This is a genomic window from Novosphingobium sp. HNCC26BN242, from assembly GCF_057180525.1.
Genome location: NZ_JBXUGM010000001.1, coordinates 1,564,771 through 1,583,567 on the forward strand (window position 1 = coordinate 1,564,771; position 18,797 = coordinate 1,583,567).

General features: G+C 61.8%; 17 protein-coding genes. 8 read left to right on the forward strand and 9 right to left on the reverse strand.

Translation table 11 applies throughout. The features are described 5' to 3' along the window. Positions 1 to 24: 24 nt before the first annotated feature. The 3 genes from AC2A1F_RS07195 (at position 25) to AC2A1F_RS07205 (ending at position 2,175) form a co-directional block, all read left to right on the forward strand. Complete coding sequence (locus tag AC2A1F_RS07195) at positions 25 to 1,110, forward strand: DUF1214 domain-containing protein (RefSeq protein WP_484208053.1); 1,086 nt, start codon at positions 25 to 27, stop codon at positions 1,108 to 1,110. 17 nt (positions 1,111 to 1,127) lie between these two features. Next, positions 1,128 to 1,673, forward strand: a complete 546-nt coding sequence (locus tag AC2A1F_RS07200; RefSeq protein WP_484208054.1) for a nuclear transport factor 2 family protein — start codon at positions 1,128 to 1,130, stop codon at positions 1,671 to 1,673. 241 nt (positions 1,674 to 1,914) lie between these two features. After that, the gene (locus tag AC2A1F_RS07205) at positions 1,915 to 2,175 is read left to right on the forward strand and encodes a hypothetical protein (protein ID WP_484208055.1); all 261 of its coding nucleotides are present in this window, start codon (positions 1,915 to 1,917) and stop codon (positions 2,173 to 2,175) included. A 3-nt stretch (positions 2,176 to 2,178) separates the two neighbouring features. Here AC2A1F_RS07205 and AC2A1F_RS07210 read toward each other — a convergent pair whose 3' ends face one another. From AC2A1F_RS07210 to AC2A1F_RS07245, 8 genes are read right to left on the reverse strand one after another with little or no spacing between them, the layout of a single operon-like run. Further along, positions 2,179 to 2,712, reverse strand: coding sequence for a nuclear transport factor 2 family protein (locus tag AC2A1F_RS07210; protein ID WP_484208056.1), 534 nt, complete (start codon positions 2,710 to 2,712; stop codon positions 2,179 to 2,181). 6 nt (positions 2,713 to 2,718) lie between these two features. Continuing rightward, positions 2,719 to 3,249 (reverse strand): SRPBCC domain-containing protein, encoded by a 531-nt coding sequence (locus AC2A1F_RS07215; protein ID WP_484208057.1) that lies wholly within the window; start codon positions 3,247 to 3,249, stop codon positions 2,719 to 2,721. An 11-nt stretch (positions 3,250 to 3,260) separates the two neighbouring features. Continuing rightward, complete coding sequence (locus AC2A1F_RS07220) at positions 3,261 to 4,031, reverse strand: SDR family oxidoreductase (RefSeq protein WP_484208058.1); 771 nt, start codon at positions 4,029 to 4,031, stop codon at positions 3,261 to 3,263. 59 nt (positions 4,032 to 4,090) lie between these two features. Further along, positions 4,091 to 5,131, reverse strand: coding sequence for a 4-hydroxy-2-oxovalerate aldolase (dmpG, locus tag AC2A1F_RS07225; RefSeq protein ID WP_484208059.1), 1,041 nt, complete (start codon positions 5,129 to 5,131; stop codon positions 4,091 to 4,093). A 14-nt stretch (positions 5,132 to 5,145) separates the two neighbouring features. Further along, positions 5,146 to 6,087 carry an acetaldehyde dehydrogenase (acetylating) gene (locus AC2A1F_RS07230; RefSeq protein ID WP_484208060.1) on the reverse strand — a complete coding sequence of 314 codons (942 nt, stop codon included), beginning with the start codon at positions 6,085 to 6,087 and terminating at the stop codon, positions 5,146 to 5,148. A gap of 10 nt (positions 6,088 to 6,097) precedes the next feature. Further along, entirely contained in the window at positions 6,098 to 6,892 is a 795-nt protein-coding gene (locus AC2A1F_RS07235; protein WP_484208061.1) for a fumarylacetoacetate hydrolase family protein, read from the reverse strand. After that, the gene (locus AC2A1F_RS07240; RefSeq protein WP_484208062.1) at positions 6,879 to 7,709 is read right to left on the reverse strand and encodes an alpha/beta fold hydrolase; all 831 of its coding nucleotides are present in this window, start codon (positions 7,707 to 7,709) and stop codon (positions 6,879 to 6,881) included. The genes AC2A1F_RS07235 and AC2A1F_RS07240 overlap by 14 nt, the downstream gene beginning before the upstream one ends. 14 nt (positions 7,710 to 7,723) lie before the next feature. Further along, complete coding sequence (locus AC2A1F_RS07245; protein WP_484208063.1) at positions 7,724 to 8,935, reverse strand: acyl-CoA dehydrogenase family protein; 1,212 nt, start codon at positions 8,933 to 8,935, stop codon at positions 7,724 to 7,726. Positions 8,936 to 9,314: 379 nt separating this feature from the next. Between AC2A1F_RS07245 and AC2A1F_RS07250 the strand changes: the two genes are divergently transcribed. Next, a complete protein-coding gene (locus AC2A1F_RS07250) occupies positions 9,315 to 10,427 on the forward strand; it encodes an acyl-CoA dehydrogenase family protein (RefSeq protein WP_484208064.1) in 1,113 nt (370 codons plus the stop codon). A gap of 324 nt (positions 10,428 to 10,751) precedes the next feature. On the opposite strand, the gene AC2A1F_RS07255 is transcribed toward AC2A1F_RS07250, so the two are convergent. Beyond that, entirely contained in the window at positions 10,752 to 12,953 is a 2,202-nt protein-coding gene (locus tag AC2A1F_RS07255) for an oxidoreductase (RefSeq protein ID WP_484208065.1), read from the reverse strand. Positions 12,954 to 13,276: 323 nt separating this feature from the next. Here AC2A1F_RS07255 and AC2A1F_RS07260 point away from each other — a divergent pair, with 323 nt between their 5' ends. The 4 genes from AC2A1F_RS07260 (at position 13,277) to AC2A1F_RS07275 (ending at position 18,779) form a co-directional block, all read left to right on the forward strand. Further along, positions 13,277 to 14,962: an FAD-dependent oxidoreductase gene (locus AC2A1F_RS07260; protein WP_484208066.1), complete on the forward strand. Its 1,686-nt coding sequence runs from the start codon at positions 13,277 to 13,279 to the stop codon at positions 14,960 to 14,962. Then, on the forward strand, positions 14,955 to 16,766 hold the full coding sequence (locus AC2A1F_RS07265) for an acyclic terpene utilization AtuA family protein (RefSeq protein WP_484208067.1): 1,812 nt from the start codon (positions 14,955 to 14,957) through the stop codon (positions 16,764 to 16,766). The genes AC2A1F_RS07260 and AC2A1F_RS07265 overlap by 8 nt, the downstream gene beginning before the upstream one ends. A gap of 3 nt (positions 16,767 to 16,769) precedes the next feature. Continuing rightward, on the forward strand, positions 16,770 to 17,591 hold the full coding sequence (locus tag AC2A1F_RS07270) for a Coq4 family protein (protein WP_484208068.1): 822 nt from the start codon (positions 16,770 to 16,772) through the stop codon (positions 17,589 to 17,591). A gap of 108 nt (positions 17,592 to 17,699) precedes the next feature. Then, positions 17,700 to 18,779: a 3-ketosteroid-9-alpha-monooxygenase, oxygenase component gene (locus AC2A1F_RS07275; protein WP_484208069.1), complete on the forward strand. Its 1,080-nt coding sequence runs from the start codon at positions 17,700 to 17,702 to the stop codon at positions 18,777 to 18,779. Positions 18,780 to 18,797 lie beyond the last annotated feature (18 nt).

Here is an 18,797-nt window from a genome sequence, read left to right on the forward strand (position 1 = left end):
CCGTACGCATTGAAGGAGACTGCGATGACCGATCCCCGCACCGAAGTGGGCCATCTGGGCCATGTCTGGCGCAATTTCTGCGACCAACTGGCGCAGGCGGGCGAAGTGCTGGCGCGGCCTTCCAGCCCGACCCACGCGCTCGATCAGGCAGAAGGCCTGCGCTACCTAAGCCGGCTTGCGCGCACTGCGCTGAACATGCTGGTGGACAGCGCAGACCCTGATTTTCCGCGCCTGTTCCTGTTGTGCGATGACAAGATCAAGATCGGGGCTGACAATCCCGACAACCTCTATCAGCAATGCGTGGTGCGCGGGGATCAGGAGTATCGCATCACCGGAAAGCGCAATTCGGTCCCCTATTTCTCCATCGGCAGCAAGGCCAACCGCTATGCCATCGACGGGACTATGGCATCGACCGGCGAGATCGAATTTGCCGATATGGAATTCGCAGCTGACGGCAAATTCGAAATCCATGTGAGCAAGGAGAGTAAGCCCGGCAACTGGCTGCCGCTGGCCGATGATTCCACTCTGCTGATCGTCCGCCAGACCTTTGATGACAAAGCTACGCAAGTGGCCGCAGACATAGTGGTGGAGCGCGTAGGGGCAGGGCCTGCGGTGCCTGCACTGCTGACACCCGAGACCATCGAGCGCCAGCTAATCGCCGCCGCAGCATGGACGCGCGGCACGGCCAATACTTTTGCCAACTGGTCCGAATGGTTCAAGGCCCATCCCAACCAGTTCTATGATGCGCCGCAGGAGATTTTCTGGAAAGCGGGCGGTGATCCCAACATCTGGTACGGGCATTTCTACTACGATCTGCAGCCCGGCGAAGCGCTGGTGATCGAAACGCCGATTCCGCAATGCCGGATGTGGAACCTGCAGGTGGACAACTGGTGGATGGAATCGCTCGATCACGTGCACCAGAAAGTCTGGGTCAACAACACAATGGCGAAGTACGAAGCCGACGGCAGCGTGATGGTGGTCTGCGCCGATGCCGATCCGGGCTTTGGCCACTGGGTGGACCTTGCCGGGCACCGTTCGGGCACGGGCCTGTGGCGCTGGTTCAATGCGGCTGAGCCGATTGTGCCGAAAATGCGGGTGGTGAAGCTTTGAATTTGGGGAGAACTGCTGTGTCATACCCACAAGCGGAAGTAGAAGCGGCGATCAAGGCCTTGCGCGCCGCCTTCGTCGAGGCCGAGCGGCGCAATCACTGGGCCTGGATCGCCGACGAATTGTACCATGCCGACGCGACATATTACTGCGCCTATGGCGGGACGATGCCGGTCTTCGCGCGCAGCCGTGACGAAATCCGTGCGACGCATTACGGCCGCGATATGGACGTGGGTTCAGGCTGGACCGGGTGGAGCTTCCCGATCCTGGAGTATGCCGTAAACGGTGACCGCATTTTCAGCCGCTGGGTCAACCGCGGGCCGGGGACGCGCCCCGACGGATCGTTCTACGAAACCGAAGGCGTCAGCTTCATCACGTATGGCGGCGATGGCAAGTTCAGCTCGCAAACCGACCTGTTCGACATCGGACACCAGATGAAGCTGTGCGACGAACTGAAAGAGGCAGGGCTGCTGGATCCAGCGCTTGAGCGGGACTGGGTTGCGCCGATGAAGCGGCGGATCATCGACAGCATGAATATGGGCGTTGCGCCTGCGGCTGTTGCCTGAAAGTCCAAAGCAGGTCCCGTTCGTGTCGAGGGGCTCGACATGAACGGGGCATAGTCTGCTGCTAAAGTCATCCTGCTCTAGCATCTCACATTTTCTCCCGCTCCCGGAATCCGCTCATGCTGAGCCTGTCGAAGCATGCCGCGTAAGGTTGCGGCCACCCTTCGACATGCTCAGGGTGAGCGGGGTGGGGATGTTTGATCTCGCTTGCACCCCAGCCACCGCTGCGCAATGACTCACGCACATGGCCCGCAAGAAACGCTACCTCACAGCACGGATGCCCGATGGCTATGTGAAGACCATCGGCCCCACTGCCGATGCCTTCACCCATTACTGGCGCATCGTAGCCGTGCTGGAAAACGACAAGACCGAGGTGTTCTGGGGCCATGCGCGGTCTTTGGCCGAGGCCAAAAGCAGACGCGCTCCCGCCGCTGACGCGGCTCGCCAGCGCGGGTGGAAGAGCTTCGCGTTCGAAATTGCCGAGCTGGAGGAAACTCCCGCCTGAACCCTATTCGTCCCAGTGGATCAAATGGCTGATATCGGTGCGTTCTTCCGGCTTGCGGCCGGTGGTGGCAAGGCGCTGGACCGATAGCCGCCCGCCCATCTGGCTGAACTTGGTCAGCACTTCGATCACCCGGTCGTAATAGGTGCTTTCGATCTTCCACACCCCGCCTTCGCGGCGATAGGTATCGGTATAGATCGCGGTGCCGAAGGTGTGATCGTCCTTTTCCAGATCGATGAACACGTCCTGCAGATACCAGATGCCGGTGGCGGTGTTGTCGCCGGTAATGTGGACTTCGGGCATGATCCCGATATGCATCGCCGCCGCGCCCGAATGGAATGAATTGGCGAGGAATTCGAGCATCGCCGCGCGCCCCTTGAGCGAGACCTTGTAGGTCCCGCCATTATAAACGCACGAAACGTTCTCGACGAAGATATCGGCCAGCAGCGCCTGATCGCCGGTATCGATGCCCCGGAAATAACGGTGCTTGAGCACCTTGATTTCCTCGATGTCGGACAGTTGTTGCAGGGTAAGCGGCATGGCGGATCAGGCTTTCTTCTCTTGTGCGTAAAGTTCTTCGGCACGGGCTTTCAGGGCACGCGCGGAATCATCGAACGCGCGCTTTACCCACGGCCCTGCAAAGCGGAACACGTGGATGCCGTTTGCGCCCAGAAACGCATCAGTGCTGAAATAGCGGCACGATTCCGGCCCCGTCGCCTCGATCACCTGATCGCGGCGCGCGGGGTAGGGCCAGAAATCGCTGTGGACCATTTCCCATGACAGCAGCCGTTCGGGATCATTGGCGCAGATGTATTCGCAATTAGGCACGATGCTGCCCGGCACCGCATAGTTCATCAGCTTCATGTTGACCGCCGCGCCCATTTCGAGCGTGGATTCCGCCTTCACGCAGAACGGATTCCATTCATTATAGCGCGGCATGTCGGTCAAGACCTGCCACACCACGCGGGCAGGGGCGGCGATCTCCACCGTATCGCTCACAGTGATGGCATCGGGGTCAAGCCCCGATACCGGATCATCGGCCAGCGTTGGGTGCGTTTTCATCCATTCGAGCAGCATGACAGGCTCCCTTAAGCCGCGACCCAGTCGCCGCCGTTTACATCGAGCATCGCGCCGGTAATTTCCGAGGCATAGTCCGACAGCAGGAAGTATACGGCCTTGGCGCAATCGGCATCGGGCGGGATGTGGCCGACCGGAATTTCGCTGGCGCGCTGCGTGCGGAAAGCATCAGCGCCATCGCCTAGGCCCTTGATGAAGCCTTCCAATGGCGCGCCCATCATCCAGCCCATCAGCGCGGTGTTCACGCGAATGCCACTGCCGCCAAATTCCACGGCAAGGTGGCGCGTCATATGGTTCAGCGCGCCCTTGGCCATGCCATAGCCGCCTTCACCGGGCATCGGCTTGCGCGTGCAGAGCGTGGAGATGTTGACGATGGAGCCAGCGCCTTGCGCCTTCATCGTCGGGTACACCGCCATTGCCATACGCAACGCGCCCGCTGCGCCGACATCGAACGCCTGCAGCACTTGGCTGATATCATGTTCGATCAGCGGACCCCAATCGGGGTGGTAATAGGCCGAGTTCACCAGTCCATCGATACGGCCCCACTTGTCCACGGCGGCTTGTGCGGCGGCCTTGCACAGGTCCATGTCGGTCACGTCGAGCGGCACGGCAATCGCCTCGCCGCCGTTTGCCACGATCTCGTGCGCCACATCTTCGATGGCCTGCTTTGACCGGGCGGTGACGACGACTTTTGCACCTTCACGCGCCGCGCCGCGGCAGGCGGCCTGCCCCATGCCGGGGCCTGCACCGGTGATGATGATGACTTTGTCTTTCAGGATCATGGTTTCTCTCCGGTTAGGCGGGACTTTTGTCCCTGCCATTGGTGCGCTGCGGCCTTCTCTCAGCCCTCGCGTTGCTTGATAATGTCGAGCGCCACGTCGACGATCATGTCCTCCTGCCCGCCCACCATCTTGCGGCGGCCGAGTTCGACAAGGATCTCGCGCGTGTCGATGCCATAGGTTTCTGATGCCCTTTCCGCATGGCGCAGGAAGCTGGAATAAACCCCGGCGTAGCCCAATGCGAGCGTTTCGCGGTCCACGCGGACCGGGCGGTCCTGCATCGGGCGCACAATATCTTCGGCGGCATCCATCAGCATCATCACGTCGCAGCCGTGGTTCCAGCCCTTACGGTCAGCTGCAGCGATGAACACTTCCAATGGCGCATTGCCTGCGCCCGCGCCCATGCCGGTGAGGCTGGCGTCGATGCGCACCGCGCCGCACTGGGCCGCAACGATCGAATTGGCCACGCCCAGCGACAGGTTGTGATGCGCGTGCATGCCGCGCTGCGTTTCGGGCTTCAACACGCGGTCATAGGCTTCGAACCGTGCGCGCACGCCATCCATGTCGAGCGCGCCGCCGCTGTCGGTCACATAGACGCACTGCGCGCCGTAGCTTTCCATCAGCACAGCCTGCTTGGCGAGCAGTTCCGGCTCGATCATGTGGCTCATCATCAGGAAGCCTGAAACGTCCATTCCCAGATCCCGCGCGATGCCGATGTGCTGCTTCGACACGTCAGCCTCGGTGCAGTGCGTGGCCACACGGACCGAGCGCACACCGATATCATAGGCGCGCTTGAGTTCTTCCACCGTGCCGACGCCCGGCAGGATCAGCGTGGTCAGCACGCACGTGGTCAGCACTTCGGCAACCGCTTCAAGCCATTCCCAATCGGTGTGTGCGCCAAAACCGTAGTTGAAGCTGGCGCCCGAGAGGCCATCGCCGTGCGCCACTTCGATGGCGTCAACACCGGCCTTGTCGATGGCAGACGCAATCGCCTTGACCTGATCGATGCCGTACATATGGCGAATGGCATGCATGCCATCGCGCAGGGTTACGTCCTGAATATAGAGCTTGTCGCCGGCTTCGACGTTGAAGGTGGAGGTCATGGATTTGGTGTCCTTCAAGCAGCCGCAGCAGCAGCCATACGGCGCGCGGCCAGCAGTTCGCCGGTGGCTTTGGCGGCTGCGGTCATGATGTCGAGATTGCCGGAGTAGCTGGGCAGGTAATCGCCCGCGCCTTCGACTTCGAGCATGATCATCGATTTGACGCCGCTGAATTCGCCCTGGCCCGGGATCTTCAGCTTGTTGTTGTCGCCATAGCGTTCGAACTGCACTTCCTGCTTCAGACGGTATCCAGGCACATACTTCTGCACTTCGGCCACCATGTCCTTCACGGACTGACGGATCGCGTCTTCATCCGCTCCTTCGGACAGGGTGAACACGGTGTCGCGCATGATCATCGGCGGTTCGGCGGGGTTGAGGATGATGATCGCCTTGCCGCGCGTTGCGCCGCCCACTTCCTCTATGGCGCGGGCGGTGGTGCGGGTGAACTCGTCGATATTGGCGCGCGTGCCCGGCCCGGCCGAGCGCGAGGAGACGGACGCCACGATTTCGGCATAATGGACTTTGCCCACGCGGCTGACGGCGGCCACCATCGGGATCGTAGCCTGACCGCCGCATGTCACCATGTTGACGTTTGGCGCATCAAGGTGCGCTTCGCCGTTGACAGTCGGCACGGTGAACGGCCCCAGCGCGGCGGGTGTCAGATCCACAACCTGAATGCCATCGGCGCGCAGGGCTTCGTCATGCACTTTATGGGCATAAGCACTGGTCGCATCGAAGGCGATGCCGATGTCCTTGTAAAGCGGGTGCTTTTGCAAGCCCTCCAGCCCTTCATGCGTGGTGGCGATTCCGTGTTCGCGCGCCATGGCGAGGCCTTCGGACTTCTCGTCGATGCCGACCACGATGGCGAGGTCCATGTTCTGCGGATACTTGATCATCTTCATCATCAGGTCGGTGCCGATATTGCCCGATCCGATGATTGCGGCCTTGATACGCGCCATTGAGGTATCCTTACACGAAGTTTGCAACGCAGGTGCCCAGCGGCCCGTCTGCATTGCTCAAGGTCATTTCGAAACGATCGCCCTTCACCGCAGGGGCGAGGGGGACGAGACTGCCCGACAGGATCACGTCGCCCGCATCGAGCGTGACGCCATAAGCGCCCAGCGTATTGGCCAGCCACGCCACGGCCTGCGCCGGATCACCCTGGACCGCATGGCCATAGCCTTCGGACAGGGGCGCGCCGTTCTTGGTCACGGCCACATGCAGGTTCGGCAGATCGAGGCCCGCAGGATCAAGCCGTTCCGCGCCGATCACATAGACCCCGCAACTGGCATTGTCCGACACGGTATCGACGATCTTGATCTTCCAGTCGTCAATCCGGCTGTCGACGATTTCAAAGCACGGCGCGATGCTCTCGGTCGCGGCCAGCACATCGGCGGCGGTCACACCGGGACCGTTGAGCGGGGCTTTGAGGATGAACGCAATTTCCGCCTCGGCGCGGGGTGCAATCAAAGCCTTGGCGTCAATATCGATATCGCCATCCACGTGCATCCAGTCGGTCAGGAAGCCGAAGTCTGGCTGGTGGACGCCCAGCATGTCCTGCACGGCCTTGCTGGTCACGCCGATCTTCTTGCCGACCACCTTTTCGCCATCGGCCACGCGGCGCGACAGGAAATCGAGGTTGATCGCATAGGCATCATCGAGCGTCAGCGATGCGTCCTGCTCGATCAGCGGGGCGATGGTCTTGCGGCTGCGCAACGCGTCATAAAGCGCGGCGCCAAATGTCTGAATCTTATCGGCGGGCATTGAGGAACTCGATGGCATAGGCGTTGAATTCGGCGGCGCGTTCAACCTGCACCCAATGGCCGGTGCGGCCAAAGGTTATCGCGCGCACATCGGGGCAGTGGTCGAGGAACAAGCGGGAGTGCGCTTCGGGGCAGAACTCGTCATTCAGGCCCCACAGCACGAAGATCGGCTGCGTGATCTCGGGCAGGCGCGGCGAAAGGTCGGGCGTGCGCATGCGCATGATCACGTCCTTGGGCTGCGTGCGCGCCACGGCAAAGCGTTCAGCCACCAGTTCGTCCGAAATGTTCGGTGCAAAGTCCGGGTGGACGAGGTTGGAGACGAGCCGCTTCTGTTCGGCCAGATCGAAATCCGGGCTGCCGAAGTTAGATACCATCTTGGCAATTCCCGGCATCACGAAATAGCTCTCGCGCTCAGCGACGCAGCCTGCGGCCATCAGCACAAGGTTGCGGGTGAACTCCGGGTGATCCAGCGTCATCAGCAGGGCAATGCCGCCGCCCAGCGAATTGCCGACCAGACTGGCGCTGGTGATGCCGTGGGCGATCAGCGCTTCGTACAGCGTGTCGGTGAACAGTTGCAGCGTATAATCAAGGCCTTCGGGCTTTGACGATGCGCCATAGCCGATCAGATCGGGCAGGATCACGCGGTATCCGGCGTCCACAAAAGCATCGATATTCAACCGGAAATTGGACGCGCCCGATGCGCCCGGGCCGCTGCCGTGGATGAACACGACAGCCGGGGCCGCAGCGTCGCCTGCCTCGGCAATCACAATGTCATAGTCACCGGCAACGCGGTGTGTGGTGGTCTTCAGATCGGCCATCAGCAGCGCTCCGGTCAAAGGAAAGTGAAGCCCGGCGCCTGCCCGCCCAGCGCGCCCACGACATCGCCGGTGCGGTTGGCCGGATCGTTGGCCACATGCGCGCGGCCTGCGTGCAGATCGAGCCAGGGCTGGAGGATGGGGCTGGAATTGTAGATCGCGCGACCGCCCAGCAGCTTGACCATATCGTCCACCAGATCGGCCATGCGGCGCACCACGCTGGCCGAATTATAGGCATAGAGCGTGCGCTTTTCCATCGGGATCGCCTCGCCCTTTTCGGCATGGTCCATCAGGTCTTCGAAGGTCACGCGCAGCGTCATTTCCATCTCGCTGACTTCGGCATGAGCGCGCGCGATGGCGGCCATCAGGAACGGATCGTCCTTCGATGCCTTGCCGGTGTTGGTCGAAACGCGGCTTGCAGCAATTTCGCGCGCAGCGCTGATCGCCGCACGTGCGCCGCCAAACGCTGCGGTTGAAACCGAGCGCATGAACACTTGCGCCCATGGCAGCGTGTAGAGCGGCCCGGTGTTGGTTTCCTGCCCCGGATTGTTGCACAAAAAGCCATCGACCGAACGGTGCGTGCGGTGTTCGGGCACGAACACATCGTCCACGATCACATCATGGCTGCCCGTGCCCTGCAGGCCAAACACGTGCCAGCAGTCGGTATCAATTTCGTAATCTGCGCGCGGCAGCAAGAAGGCGCGCATATCCGGCGCACCGCCCGGTTCAGAAGGCGGCACCAGCGCGCCCAGCACAACCCACTGGCAATGCACCGATCCGGTGGAAAAGCCCCAGCGGCCCGACAAGCGGAATCCGCCTTCGATCGGCGTTACCTTGCCCACCGGCTGATAGGATGACGACACCAGCGTGGAGGTATCATCTCCCCACACTTCGGCCTGCGCTTCTTCATGGAACAGCGCGATTTCATAAGGATGGCAACCGACCACGCCATACATCCAGCCGGTGGACATGCAGCCTTCAGCCAGTGCCTTCTGCACATCGTAAAACACGTTGGGGTGCATTTCATAGCCACCCCAGCGCTGTGGCTGAAGGATGCGGAAGAACCCGGCTTCGTGCATTTCGGCAATCGATTCTGCCGGAACATCACGCCCCGTCACACAGGCCTGCGCACGTTTGCGCAAGGTCGGGATCATGGCACGGGCGCGCGCAACAAGCTCCTGCCCCGATGGAATTGCATCCACATGCGATATCGCCACTGCGCTGGCCATAACCCCGTCTCCCAGTTCCCTCAGCGCCGCGCCGACTCAATATCCGCCGCTGTGCGCTGCATTCGTAATTTACAATGGCAACCGATACGCAAATCGTCAATTAAAAAGCCATAACACTTTCGATATTGGCGAATCTCTTCCCGCATATTCAATGCATGGCCTGATCAACGGGTTTGGCGGTGGCAACCGTGCCTTGCGCATCAGCTTCCCAAAGCTTGCGCCGAAGCTGCAATGCACTTTGGGGCAATATGGCAAATTGCGCGGTAGAACCAAGGCAAAGTTTGGTCTATCCCGAATGTCAGGCTATGTATGCGTAGGACATAGCATGTATGACTACGCATCGAATCTGCGACGCAGAGTTTCTAGGGGAAGGATAACAATGACGGTTTCAGCAGGAACTCTCGAACTCATCTCAGGCCATGCCGCCGCTGGTCGCAAGGCACGGCGCGTTGCTGATGAGGTGGTTGCAGGGCTGACAGCCGATGGTTTCTTCCGGCACTTCACCCCGGCCGATCATGGCGGGCTTGCCGGAAAGCCGCAGGACTTCTTCCTCGATCAAATCGCCATTGCCGAACGCGATATGAGCACGGCCTGGGCGCTGGGCATTGTGGCCGTCCACAACTACCAGATCGCGCTGATGGACCCCAAGACGCAAGCCGAAGTCTATGCCGATGGACCGGATGCGATGATTTCCAGCTCGTACAATCCCGTCGGCGCCAAGGCCGAATCGGTGGATGGCGGCTTCATGCTGTCGGGCCGCTGGGGCTGGTCCAGCGGATGCCTGCATTGCAACTGGGTGCTGCTGGGCGGGGTCATTCCGGGCGATGGCTATCGTACGTTCCTCGTGCCCGCATCCGATTACCGGATCGAGGATACGTGGTACACCATGGGCCTGCAGGGCACCGGTTCCAATGATATCGTGATCGATGAACCGGTATTCGTGCCCGAACATCGCACGCATCGGCAGATTGATGGCTTCAACGGCGTCCACCACCAGACCGACCCGATCTATGACCTGCCCTGGGCGCAAACCTTCATCCGCGTGGTCAATACCGCCGCCATCGGTGCGGTGCGCCATGCGCTGGCACTGTTCAAAGACCGCGTCGGCCTTTCGTCAACCGACATGAGCAAGAACGCGACCGATCCTGACGTGCTGGATCGCATCGCGCGCGCTTCAAACCTTGCCGAAGAATGCCTGACCGTGATGGTCAGCAATTTCAACGCAATGGAAGCCGCAGGCTGGAAGCCCACCATCGAAGAGCGCGTGCGCTATCGCTATCAGGCCAGCCTTGTTTCGGATCGCTGCATCGAAGCGATGGACCTGCTGATGGATGTAGCTGGCGGCCGCTCGGTTTATCTTGGCAGCGAGTTTCAGGATCTGTGGCACGATGTGCGCATGTCCCGCGCGCACGTGGCCAACAACCCCACCGGCTTTGCGCGCAATTATGCCAATGTGCTGATGGGCGGCGAGAACGCCGATTACTTCCTGTAATCGCTAGAAACGGGGCAGGGCGGGGGTATGCTCCCGCCTTTAAGCCTTGGGCGGGAAGACTTCACATCGACTCCCGTTCGTGGCGAGCGAAGTCGAGACCCATGTGCGTGGTGTCTCGACTTCGCTCGATACGAACGGAGAATGAGACGAGGCTGACAAGGCTAAGGTCATTCCACCTCGCTCAGGTCGAAAGCCCACCCCGCTGCGACTAATTTCACTTCGTTCAATAAGTCTCGCTCCCCTCCCCAAGCGGGAGGGGCCATGCGCCTTACCCCCCTCCCGCATGCGGGAGGGGTTGGGGGTGGGCCTGCGAGCCCTAAAGTTTCAGGCCACCGCGCGAACAGCCTCACGCGCCCCGCGCATCGCTCCTTCGATATAGCCAACGCCCGTAGCATCACCGATGGCCTGCACAGCAAAGCCCGCCTCGCGCCCTATTTCGCGCAAGGCATCGGCCAGCGACAGATCACCTTCCGCCCCCTTGGCCACGATCACATTGCCCCCGGGCACGGTCTGGCGCGCCCCGGTCTTGTCGGTAAAGCTCACGCTGTCTGTGCCGATGGCGATGTCGCTCACGCCGCCATGCAGGCCCACGCCGTGTTCTGCCAGTTCTGCCAACAGCCGCATCCGGCGCACCAGCGTGAGGCCTTTGCCCAGCCGCGGCGCTTCTTCGATCACGTTCACCGTGCGGCCCCGCTCACACAGGAATTCAGCCAGTTCCAGCCCCACCAGTTCGCCGCCTATGATCGTGATCGTATCGGCCAGCGGCATCCACGCATGGGTTGCCTTGCGCACCAGCGCCAGGTTCGCCGTTGCACCTGTGGCCGCGCCGACCTTCGTGGCAAGGCGCGTGAACAGCCCGGTCTTGCGTTTCAATTCGTCAGAGCTTTCGCCCAGCATCATCCGGCGCATGTCATCGCCCGAATAGACGTGGTCCTGCTCACCGCCTGCAATCGGCGGCATCCCGCGCGTGGCCCCGGTAGCCACAATCACATTGTCCACACCCAGCGAACGCAGCAGATCGGGCGTGGCGACGGTTGATAGCCGCACATCGATGCCTGCTTCCTTCACCTCGCGCCGCAGCCATTCCAGAATGCGCTCATTGGGTTCATAGGCAAGGCTGGCAAACCGCAACGTACCGCCCAGCCGGTCAGACTTTTCGATCAGCGTCACCTTGTGGCCCAATGCGGCCAAGCGGCGCGCCGATTCCATGCCGCCGGGGCCTCCGCCGATTACCGCCACGTGCTTCGGATTTGCCCCAGCCGCCGCCGGTTCGCCTTCAAACTCCAGCCCCAGCCCGGCATTGACGGCGCAACGCGTCGGCTCACCCATGTAGATGGCCGAAACGCAGGTGTAGCAATAGACGCATGGGCGCACCTTCTCGGTCTGCCCCTCGGTCAGCTTGCGCGGCAGGTGCGGGTCGGCCAGCAGCTTGCGGCCCATCGCGATGAAATCGGCCTCGCCTTTGCCAATGGTGCTGTCGGCCGTGGCCACTTCGATCCGGCCCGATCCGATCACCGGAATGCTCACCGCCTTGCGGATTTCGGCGGTGGCCGGAAGGTTCCAATCCTCGCGGTGCGGGATGTTCGATTCCGAATGGAGCTTGCCCACGCTGGTATCGTGGTACGATGTGATGGTGATCGCATCGACGCCTGCGGCCTCCACCATCTTGGCGTTGGCAATCGCATCTTCGATGGTGATGCCGCCCGCCTTGCCCACTTCGCGCGAATCGATCTTGATCCACACCGGATAGTCGCGGCCCACTTCGGCCCGGATCGCGGCAATCACTTCCAGCGTCAGCCGCAGCCGGTTCTCGCGGCTGCCGCCATATTCGTCGGTGCGGTTGTTGGTATAGGGTGATGTGAACGATGACAGCAGGTAGCCATGCCCGCCGTGGATCTCCACGCCATCAAACCCGGCCTCCTTCGCGCGCCGCGCCCCATCGGCAAACTGGCGCACTGCAACTGCAATATCTTCTTTTTCCAGAATTTTCAGCTCGGGCGCTTTCATGCCCGAAAGCTTGGCCAGTTCTTCCATCAGGAAGTAATCGGTGAAATTGCCCTTCGGCGCTGGCGGCACGGCAGGCCCCCACAGCGGATGACCCCAGCGCGCGTGGCTATATCCGGCCACAAACCCGCCGTGGTGCAATTGCGCGGCAATCTTTGCGCCATGGGCATGAACCCGATCGGTCATGGCCTTCAACGCGGGGATAAAGCGGTCGTCCGAAATCGCGGTCTGCTGCATCGCCACCGCGCCCACCGGCCATGCCACCCCGGCCACGCCCGAAATGATCAGCGCCGCGCCGCCTTTGGCCTGCTCCTCGTGATAGGCCATGATGCGCTCGCCCACCGTGCCATCGTCTTCCGAAAGGCTGACGCCCATCGCCGTCACGGCAATGCGGTTTTTCAGTTCCATCGTGCCGATGCGGCCGGGCGAAAGCAGGTGCGGATAGAGGTTGGATGACACGGGTGCGGTCTTTCTGGTAAAGGGCGAGGCTGATGACACCGTTGGGCGTGCTACATCGCGCATGCACTTCCCTGACGCGTCATTAACCTGACTATTGCGTAATCAATGCGCCATCGAAATACGATAATCAAGGGTCTATGCAGATTGCCTGCGACTCTTGCGAAGAGATTGGGCAGCTGGCATCGTCAGTTTGTCGCCCCGCCTCTCACATCGTGCCTAGGCACACGCGCTTGACCAGAGTTGTGCGCCAAAATTGCAGTTTTACGTAAGCTAAGCTTTGATTTTCTACGCAAGGTGTTGACATCGCCGTCACATTCGCGGACCTTTGCGTCAAACCATGGGAGCAGGGCTCGCAAGCGGGCGCTGATGGGCAGGATCACAGGCTAATGAGCTGGAATAAAGAAGTCGACATCGTCGTCGTCGGATCGGGCGCGGGCGGGATGCTGTCTGCGCTGGTGGCGGCAAAGAACCATGCAGAGGTCTTGATCGTCGAAAAGGACAAGCTGTGGGGCGGTACCAGCGCCACCTCGGGCGGCGGCATCTGGATTCCCGGCAGCGATCAGGCCAAGGCTGCGGGATTTGAAGACAATCTGGACGATGCCTTCACCTATGTCCGCGCGCTGTCGGCCGACAACGTGCCCGATGCCAATATCCGCGCCTTTGTCGATAACGCCGCGATCATGCTGCGCTGGGTCACCGCCAACACGCCCGTGGTCTATACCTCGCAGCCGTATCCTGATTACCATGCGGAAAACCCGGGCGGCTCGGTCACAGGATACCGCACGCACCTGCCCGAAATGCTTGATGGCACGCTGCTGGGCGAAGATCTGAAAAGCCAGCGCCTACCATCGCCTGCGGCCAGCCTGTTCGGCTATCTCAACTGGACATTCGCTGAAACCTACCAGCTGCTCTATCGCGGGCCGGGCTGGATGACGGGTCTGATGCGCAATCTGGCGAAATACTGGTTCGATTGGCCGCTGCGCTTCACCTCGCAAAAGGACCGCCGCCTGACGCTGGGCAATGCGCTCACCGGCGGCTTGCGCGTGTCGCTGAAGGAAGCAGGCGTGCCGCTGTGGCTGAAAACGCCGATGCAGCAGATCGTCACCGAAGGCGGCAAGGTTGTTGGCATCGTGGTGGAAAAGGACGGCAAGCCGTTCCGCATCCGCACGCGCAAGGGCGTGGTGCTGGCCGCTGGCGGGTTCGACAAGAACCAGCAGATGCGCGAAGACAATGCCCCGCTTTACAGCAAGGCCTACCTCTCGGGCGGCGTCACCAGCAACACCGGCGATTCGATCCGCGCCGGCAAGGCCATCGGCGCTGGCACCATGAACATGCAGTCGGCCTGGGCCGCGCCGGTGTTCTACGTTCCCGGCGAAGATCGCGGGCGGCTCTGCACGATCGAACGCGCGCTGCCCGGCTGCATCATGGTCAACCAGAAGGGCAAGCGTTACCTGAACGAGGCCGCGTCCTATCACATCGTCGGCCAGCAGATGGCGATGCGCGAACGCGAGCACCGCGATGCCTCGCCCAGCTGGATGGTGTTCGACAACCGCTATCGCCAGCAGTTCCCGATGGGGCCACTGCTGCCGATGGTGCCTGATTGGCTTCAGGCGGGCGCGGTGAAGACCATCATGAAAAAGGGCCGCACCATCGCTGACCTTGCCAAGGACATGGGCGTCGATCCCGCCACATTGGAAGCACAAGTCGCCCGTTTCAACGAAGGCGCGGCCAAGGGCGAAGACCCCGAATTCCACCGCGGCGAAGCGGCTTATGACAAGATGTACGGCGATTACCGCCACCAGCCCAACCCCTGCCTGCGCCCGCTGACCGAAGGGCCGTTCTACGCCATGCCGATCTACCCCGGCGACATCGGCACCAACGGCGGTCTGCTTACCAATGCCCGCGCGCAAGTGGTAAACGATGACGGCCAGCCCATCCCCGGCCTCTACGCCGTGGGCAATAATGCGGCGTCATCAATGGGCGAAAGCTATCCCGGCGCGGGCGTCACCATCGGGCCTGCCATGACCTTCGGCTATATCGCCGCGCGTGATCTTACAGGTGCCAATGTCTGAACCTGATAAAGTCGTCCGCATCGGCGGGGCCAGTGGCGCGCTGAACGACAGCGCGATTGCGGTCCCCGGCCTGCTCACCGTGCCCGATCTGAATTACCTCGCCTTCGATTATCTGGGCGAGGGGGCGATGGGCATTTTCCGCCGGATGAAGCAGGCCAACCCCGCCTCGGGCTTCCTGCCAGATTTCGTCGACATCCACATCGGCCCCTACTTGGCCGAATTGAAAGCGCGGAACATCCGCGTGATCGCCAACGCAGGCGGCATGAACCCCGAAGGCCTCGCCACCCTGATCCGCCAGCGCGCCACTGAGGCGGGCCTGACCTTGCGCGTTGCCACCGTCACGGGCGATGACGTCGAACACCTCGTGCCGCAATTGCGCGCAGAGGGGCTGACCGACATGTACAGCGGCGCTGACCTGCCTGCAGGAGACATCGGCCTCCATGCCTACCTCGGCGCATTCCCCATCGCCCGCGCATTGGATGCCGGTGCCGATGTGGTGATCACCGGGCGTGTGGTCGATTCCGCGCTGATCCTCGGCCCCCTGATCCACGAATTCGGCTGGGGAGCGGACGATCTCGATCTGCTCGCCGCAGGCACCGTGGCAGGCCACCTGCTCGAATGCGGCGCACAGGCTACCGGCGGCACCTTCACCGATTGGCAAGACGTGCCCGACTGGGCGAACATCGGCTTCCCTGTCGGCGAATGCCGCGCCGATGGCTCGATGGTCATCACCAAGCCCGAAGGCACCGGCGGCCTCGTGTCGGTCGGCACGATAGCCGAACAGCTGCTCTACGAAGTCAGCGATCCGCGCGCCTACATGGTGCCCGATGTCACCTGCGATTTCACCGGCATCACGCTGGAGCAGGTCGGCCCCAACCGGGTGCTGGTGAGCGGCGCAAAAGGCCACCCCGCGCCCGAAACGCTGAAACTGTGCGGCACTTACGACGATGGCTGGCGCTCGGTCGCGCTGATCCCGATCACCGGGATCGATGCCGTGGCCAAGGCGGAACGCACCGCCGATGCCTTGCTTGAACGCGTGGCCACGATGCTCCAGCAACAGGGCAAGCCCCCGTTCCGCAACATCTATGTCGAAGTCATCGGCACCGAAACCGCCTACGGCCCCCGCGCCCGCACGCTCGCCTCGCGCGAAGTGCTGCTCAAGATCGTCGTCGACCATGCCGAGGCCGCACCCTGCCTCCTGTTCGGCCGCGAACAGACCACCGCGATCATGAACATGGCGCAGGGCACTTCCATCGCCCCCATAGTCGCTGCCCCGCGTGCCTTTCCGCTCACCGGCATGGTCTTCGGCTTGATCGCGCGAAGCCGTGTGAAGCCGCAAATCCACCTCGATGGGCAAGCGCTGGACTTCACCGATTCCGTCCACCCCGGCTTCGATCCCGCAGCGCTCCCACATCACCCGTTGCCCAAGTCTGACCCGGCGCAAGACCTAACAGAAGTCCCGCTGATCCGCCTTGCCTGGGCGCGCAGTGGCGACAAGGGCCGCCTGTTCAACACCGCCGTCATCGCCCGCAATCCGGCCTTCCTGCCTTACATCCGCGCCAGCCTGACCGAAGCCGTGGTGACCGACTGGTACCGCCACCTGTTCGACGATCCCGCCAGCGCCCGCGTCGAAGCGTTCGACGTCCCCGGCATCCACGCGATAAACTTCGTCGCGCATGATGCGCAGGGCGGGGGCATCAACCTCTCCCCCCGCTTCGATGCCGCCGCCAAGAGCATGGCGCAACACCTGCTGGAAATCCCGGTCTCGGTCCCCGCAGCGCTGCTCGAAACTTCCGAGGGATAAACAATGGCCGACGATCTCCCCTATCTCGCGCGCGGGGCAAAGCCGATTGCCACGCAAAGCAGCGTCCTCGTCAGCAATTCGCGCTATCTGAACAGCCCCGCCCTGCGCGATTGGCTGGCCACGGCCTTCCTGCGCAAGAGCGGCAAGGATTCGCCCACCACGCTCGATGCGCACGAGCTTTACGGCGTGCTCGGCAGCCTGTTCGACATACCCCGCATCGAAGCGCTGTTCACACAGGAACGCGCCCGCTGGCCCGAACTGGACCGCTGGTTCTCAGAAGGGTTCTCTTCCAACTTCACCGTCGACGAACTGCTGGCCAATCCCGAAGGCTCGCTCGGCTACATCTTCGGCCGCTACTTGCGCGACAATGGGTTCGAGATCGACATCGTGCCGCGTTTCGAACCGCGCAACCAGTTCGAATACTTCTCGCTGCGCAGCGGCCAGACGCATGATCTGGAACACATCGTCTGCGGCGGCGGGTTCAACATCATCGGCGAACTGGTCCCCTATTTCGGACGCCTCAGCAATCTGCCGCGCTTCCTCGATGCCGAACTGATGGGCCTGATCCATCCGGGCCAGCTGCTCGGCGCACTGCGGCTGATATCGCGCACCGGGCTGCATTACCCGCAATCTTTCCCCACCGCCCTGCGTGCCATCCGCTGCGGCATGGACGTGGGCGAGCAGTCCGGCCCCTATTTCATGGCGAAGTACGAAGATGTATTCCATCTGCCACTGGCCGAAGCGCGCGCCGCGCTTGGCATTGTCGGCGCGGTCGATCTGGATAGCGCCGAAGCCTCGCTGGCGTGGGAAGAGTATCAGTCGTAAATTCGCGGATGCCGAAAAAATTCGCAAATCGCGTATTTTTCGGATAAACACCCGTCAAATGCGCCGATAGAGTGATTCAATACGGCGAAGTCTACAGGAGTGATGCAGATGGCGACCACCAAGGACTATGGTCTGGGCGAGTTCGATTTCCCGCGTGGCTGGTTCATGATCGGCGCGGCCGCCGATGCCTCGCGCACGCCCGCGCCCATCCGCTACTTCGGCAAGGATCTGGTGATCTATCGCGGCGAAAGTGGCACGCCCTATGTGGTCGATGCCTATTGCCCGCACATGGGCGCGCATCTGGCCAAGAATTCCACGTCCTACATCGTGCGCGATGGCGAGCATGTTGAAGGGGAATCGATCCGCTGCCCGTTCCACGGCTGGCGCTATGGTCCCGATGGCGCATGCAATCACATTCCCTATTCGGATTTCATCCCCAAGGCGGCGAAGCTGGGCACCTACCCGGTGATCGAGCGCGCCGGGATTATCTGGATGTGGCACGATCCTGAAGGTCTTGAGCCCGATGTCGAACTGCCCAACTTCGGCGGCCATTATGGTGAACCGGGCTGGGTGGAATGGAAGATCGACTTCATGGGCGATCTGAACAGCCACGGCATCGAAATCGTCGATAACATGGCCGATTTCGGCCACTTCATCCCGATCCACGGGGCGACCGACTGGCAGTATTTCGCCAATGAATTCATCGGCCCGCACCTCCACCAGTATTACAGCGCAGGCCACCGCACGCTCACCGCCAACCCGGAAGACGCGCTAGTGCTCGATACCTGGTACGAAGGCCCCGGCTTCCTGCAATCGGAAATGGCAGGCGCGTTTGACAGCTTTATAATGATCTCGAACACCCCCATCGAAGATGGCGTCACCCGTTCGTGGCATGCGCTGATGGTCAAGGTTCACGATGGCAGCCGCGAGACGACTGCGGCTGACCGCGAAATGGCGCTGGCCTATCAGGAAGGCAGCCGCCTCGCCTTTGCGCAGGACGTGGAAATCTGGGCAAACAAGCGCGCCAGCATCAATCCACTGGCGATCCCGAATGACGGCCCTTATGCCAAAGTCCGCCTGTGGTACCGCCAGTTCTTCAACCCACGCGACCAGGCCCCCGAAATTCAGGGCCGCGTCAACGGCTTGCACGTCACGCTTGATAAGCGGCAAGACAAAAAAGTCGCCTGAGATTGCACATTGAGAAGG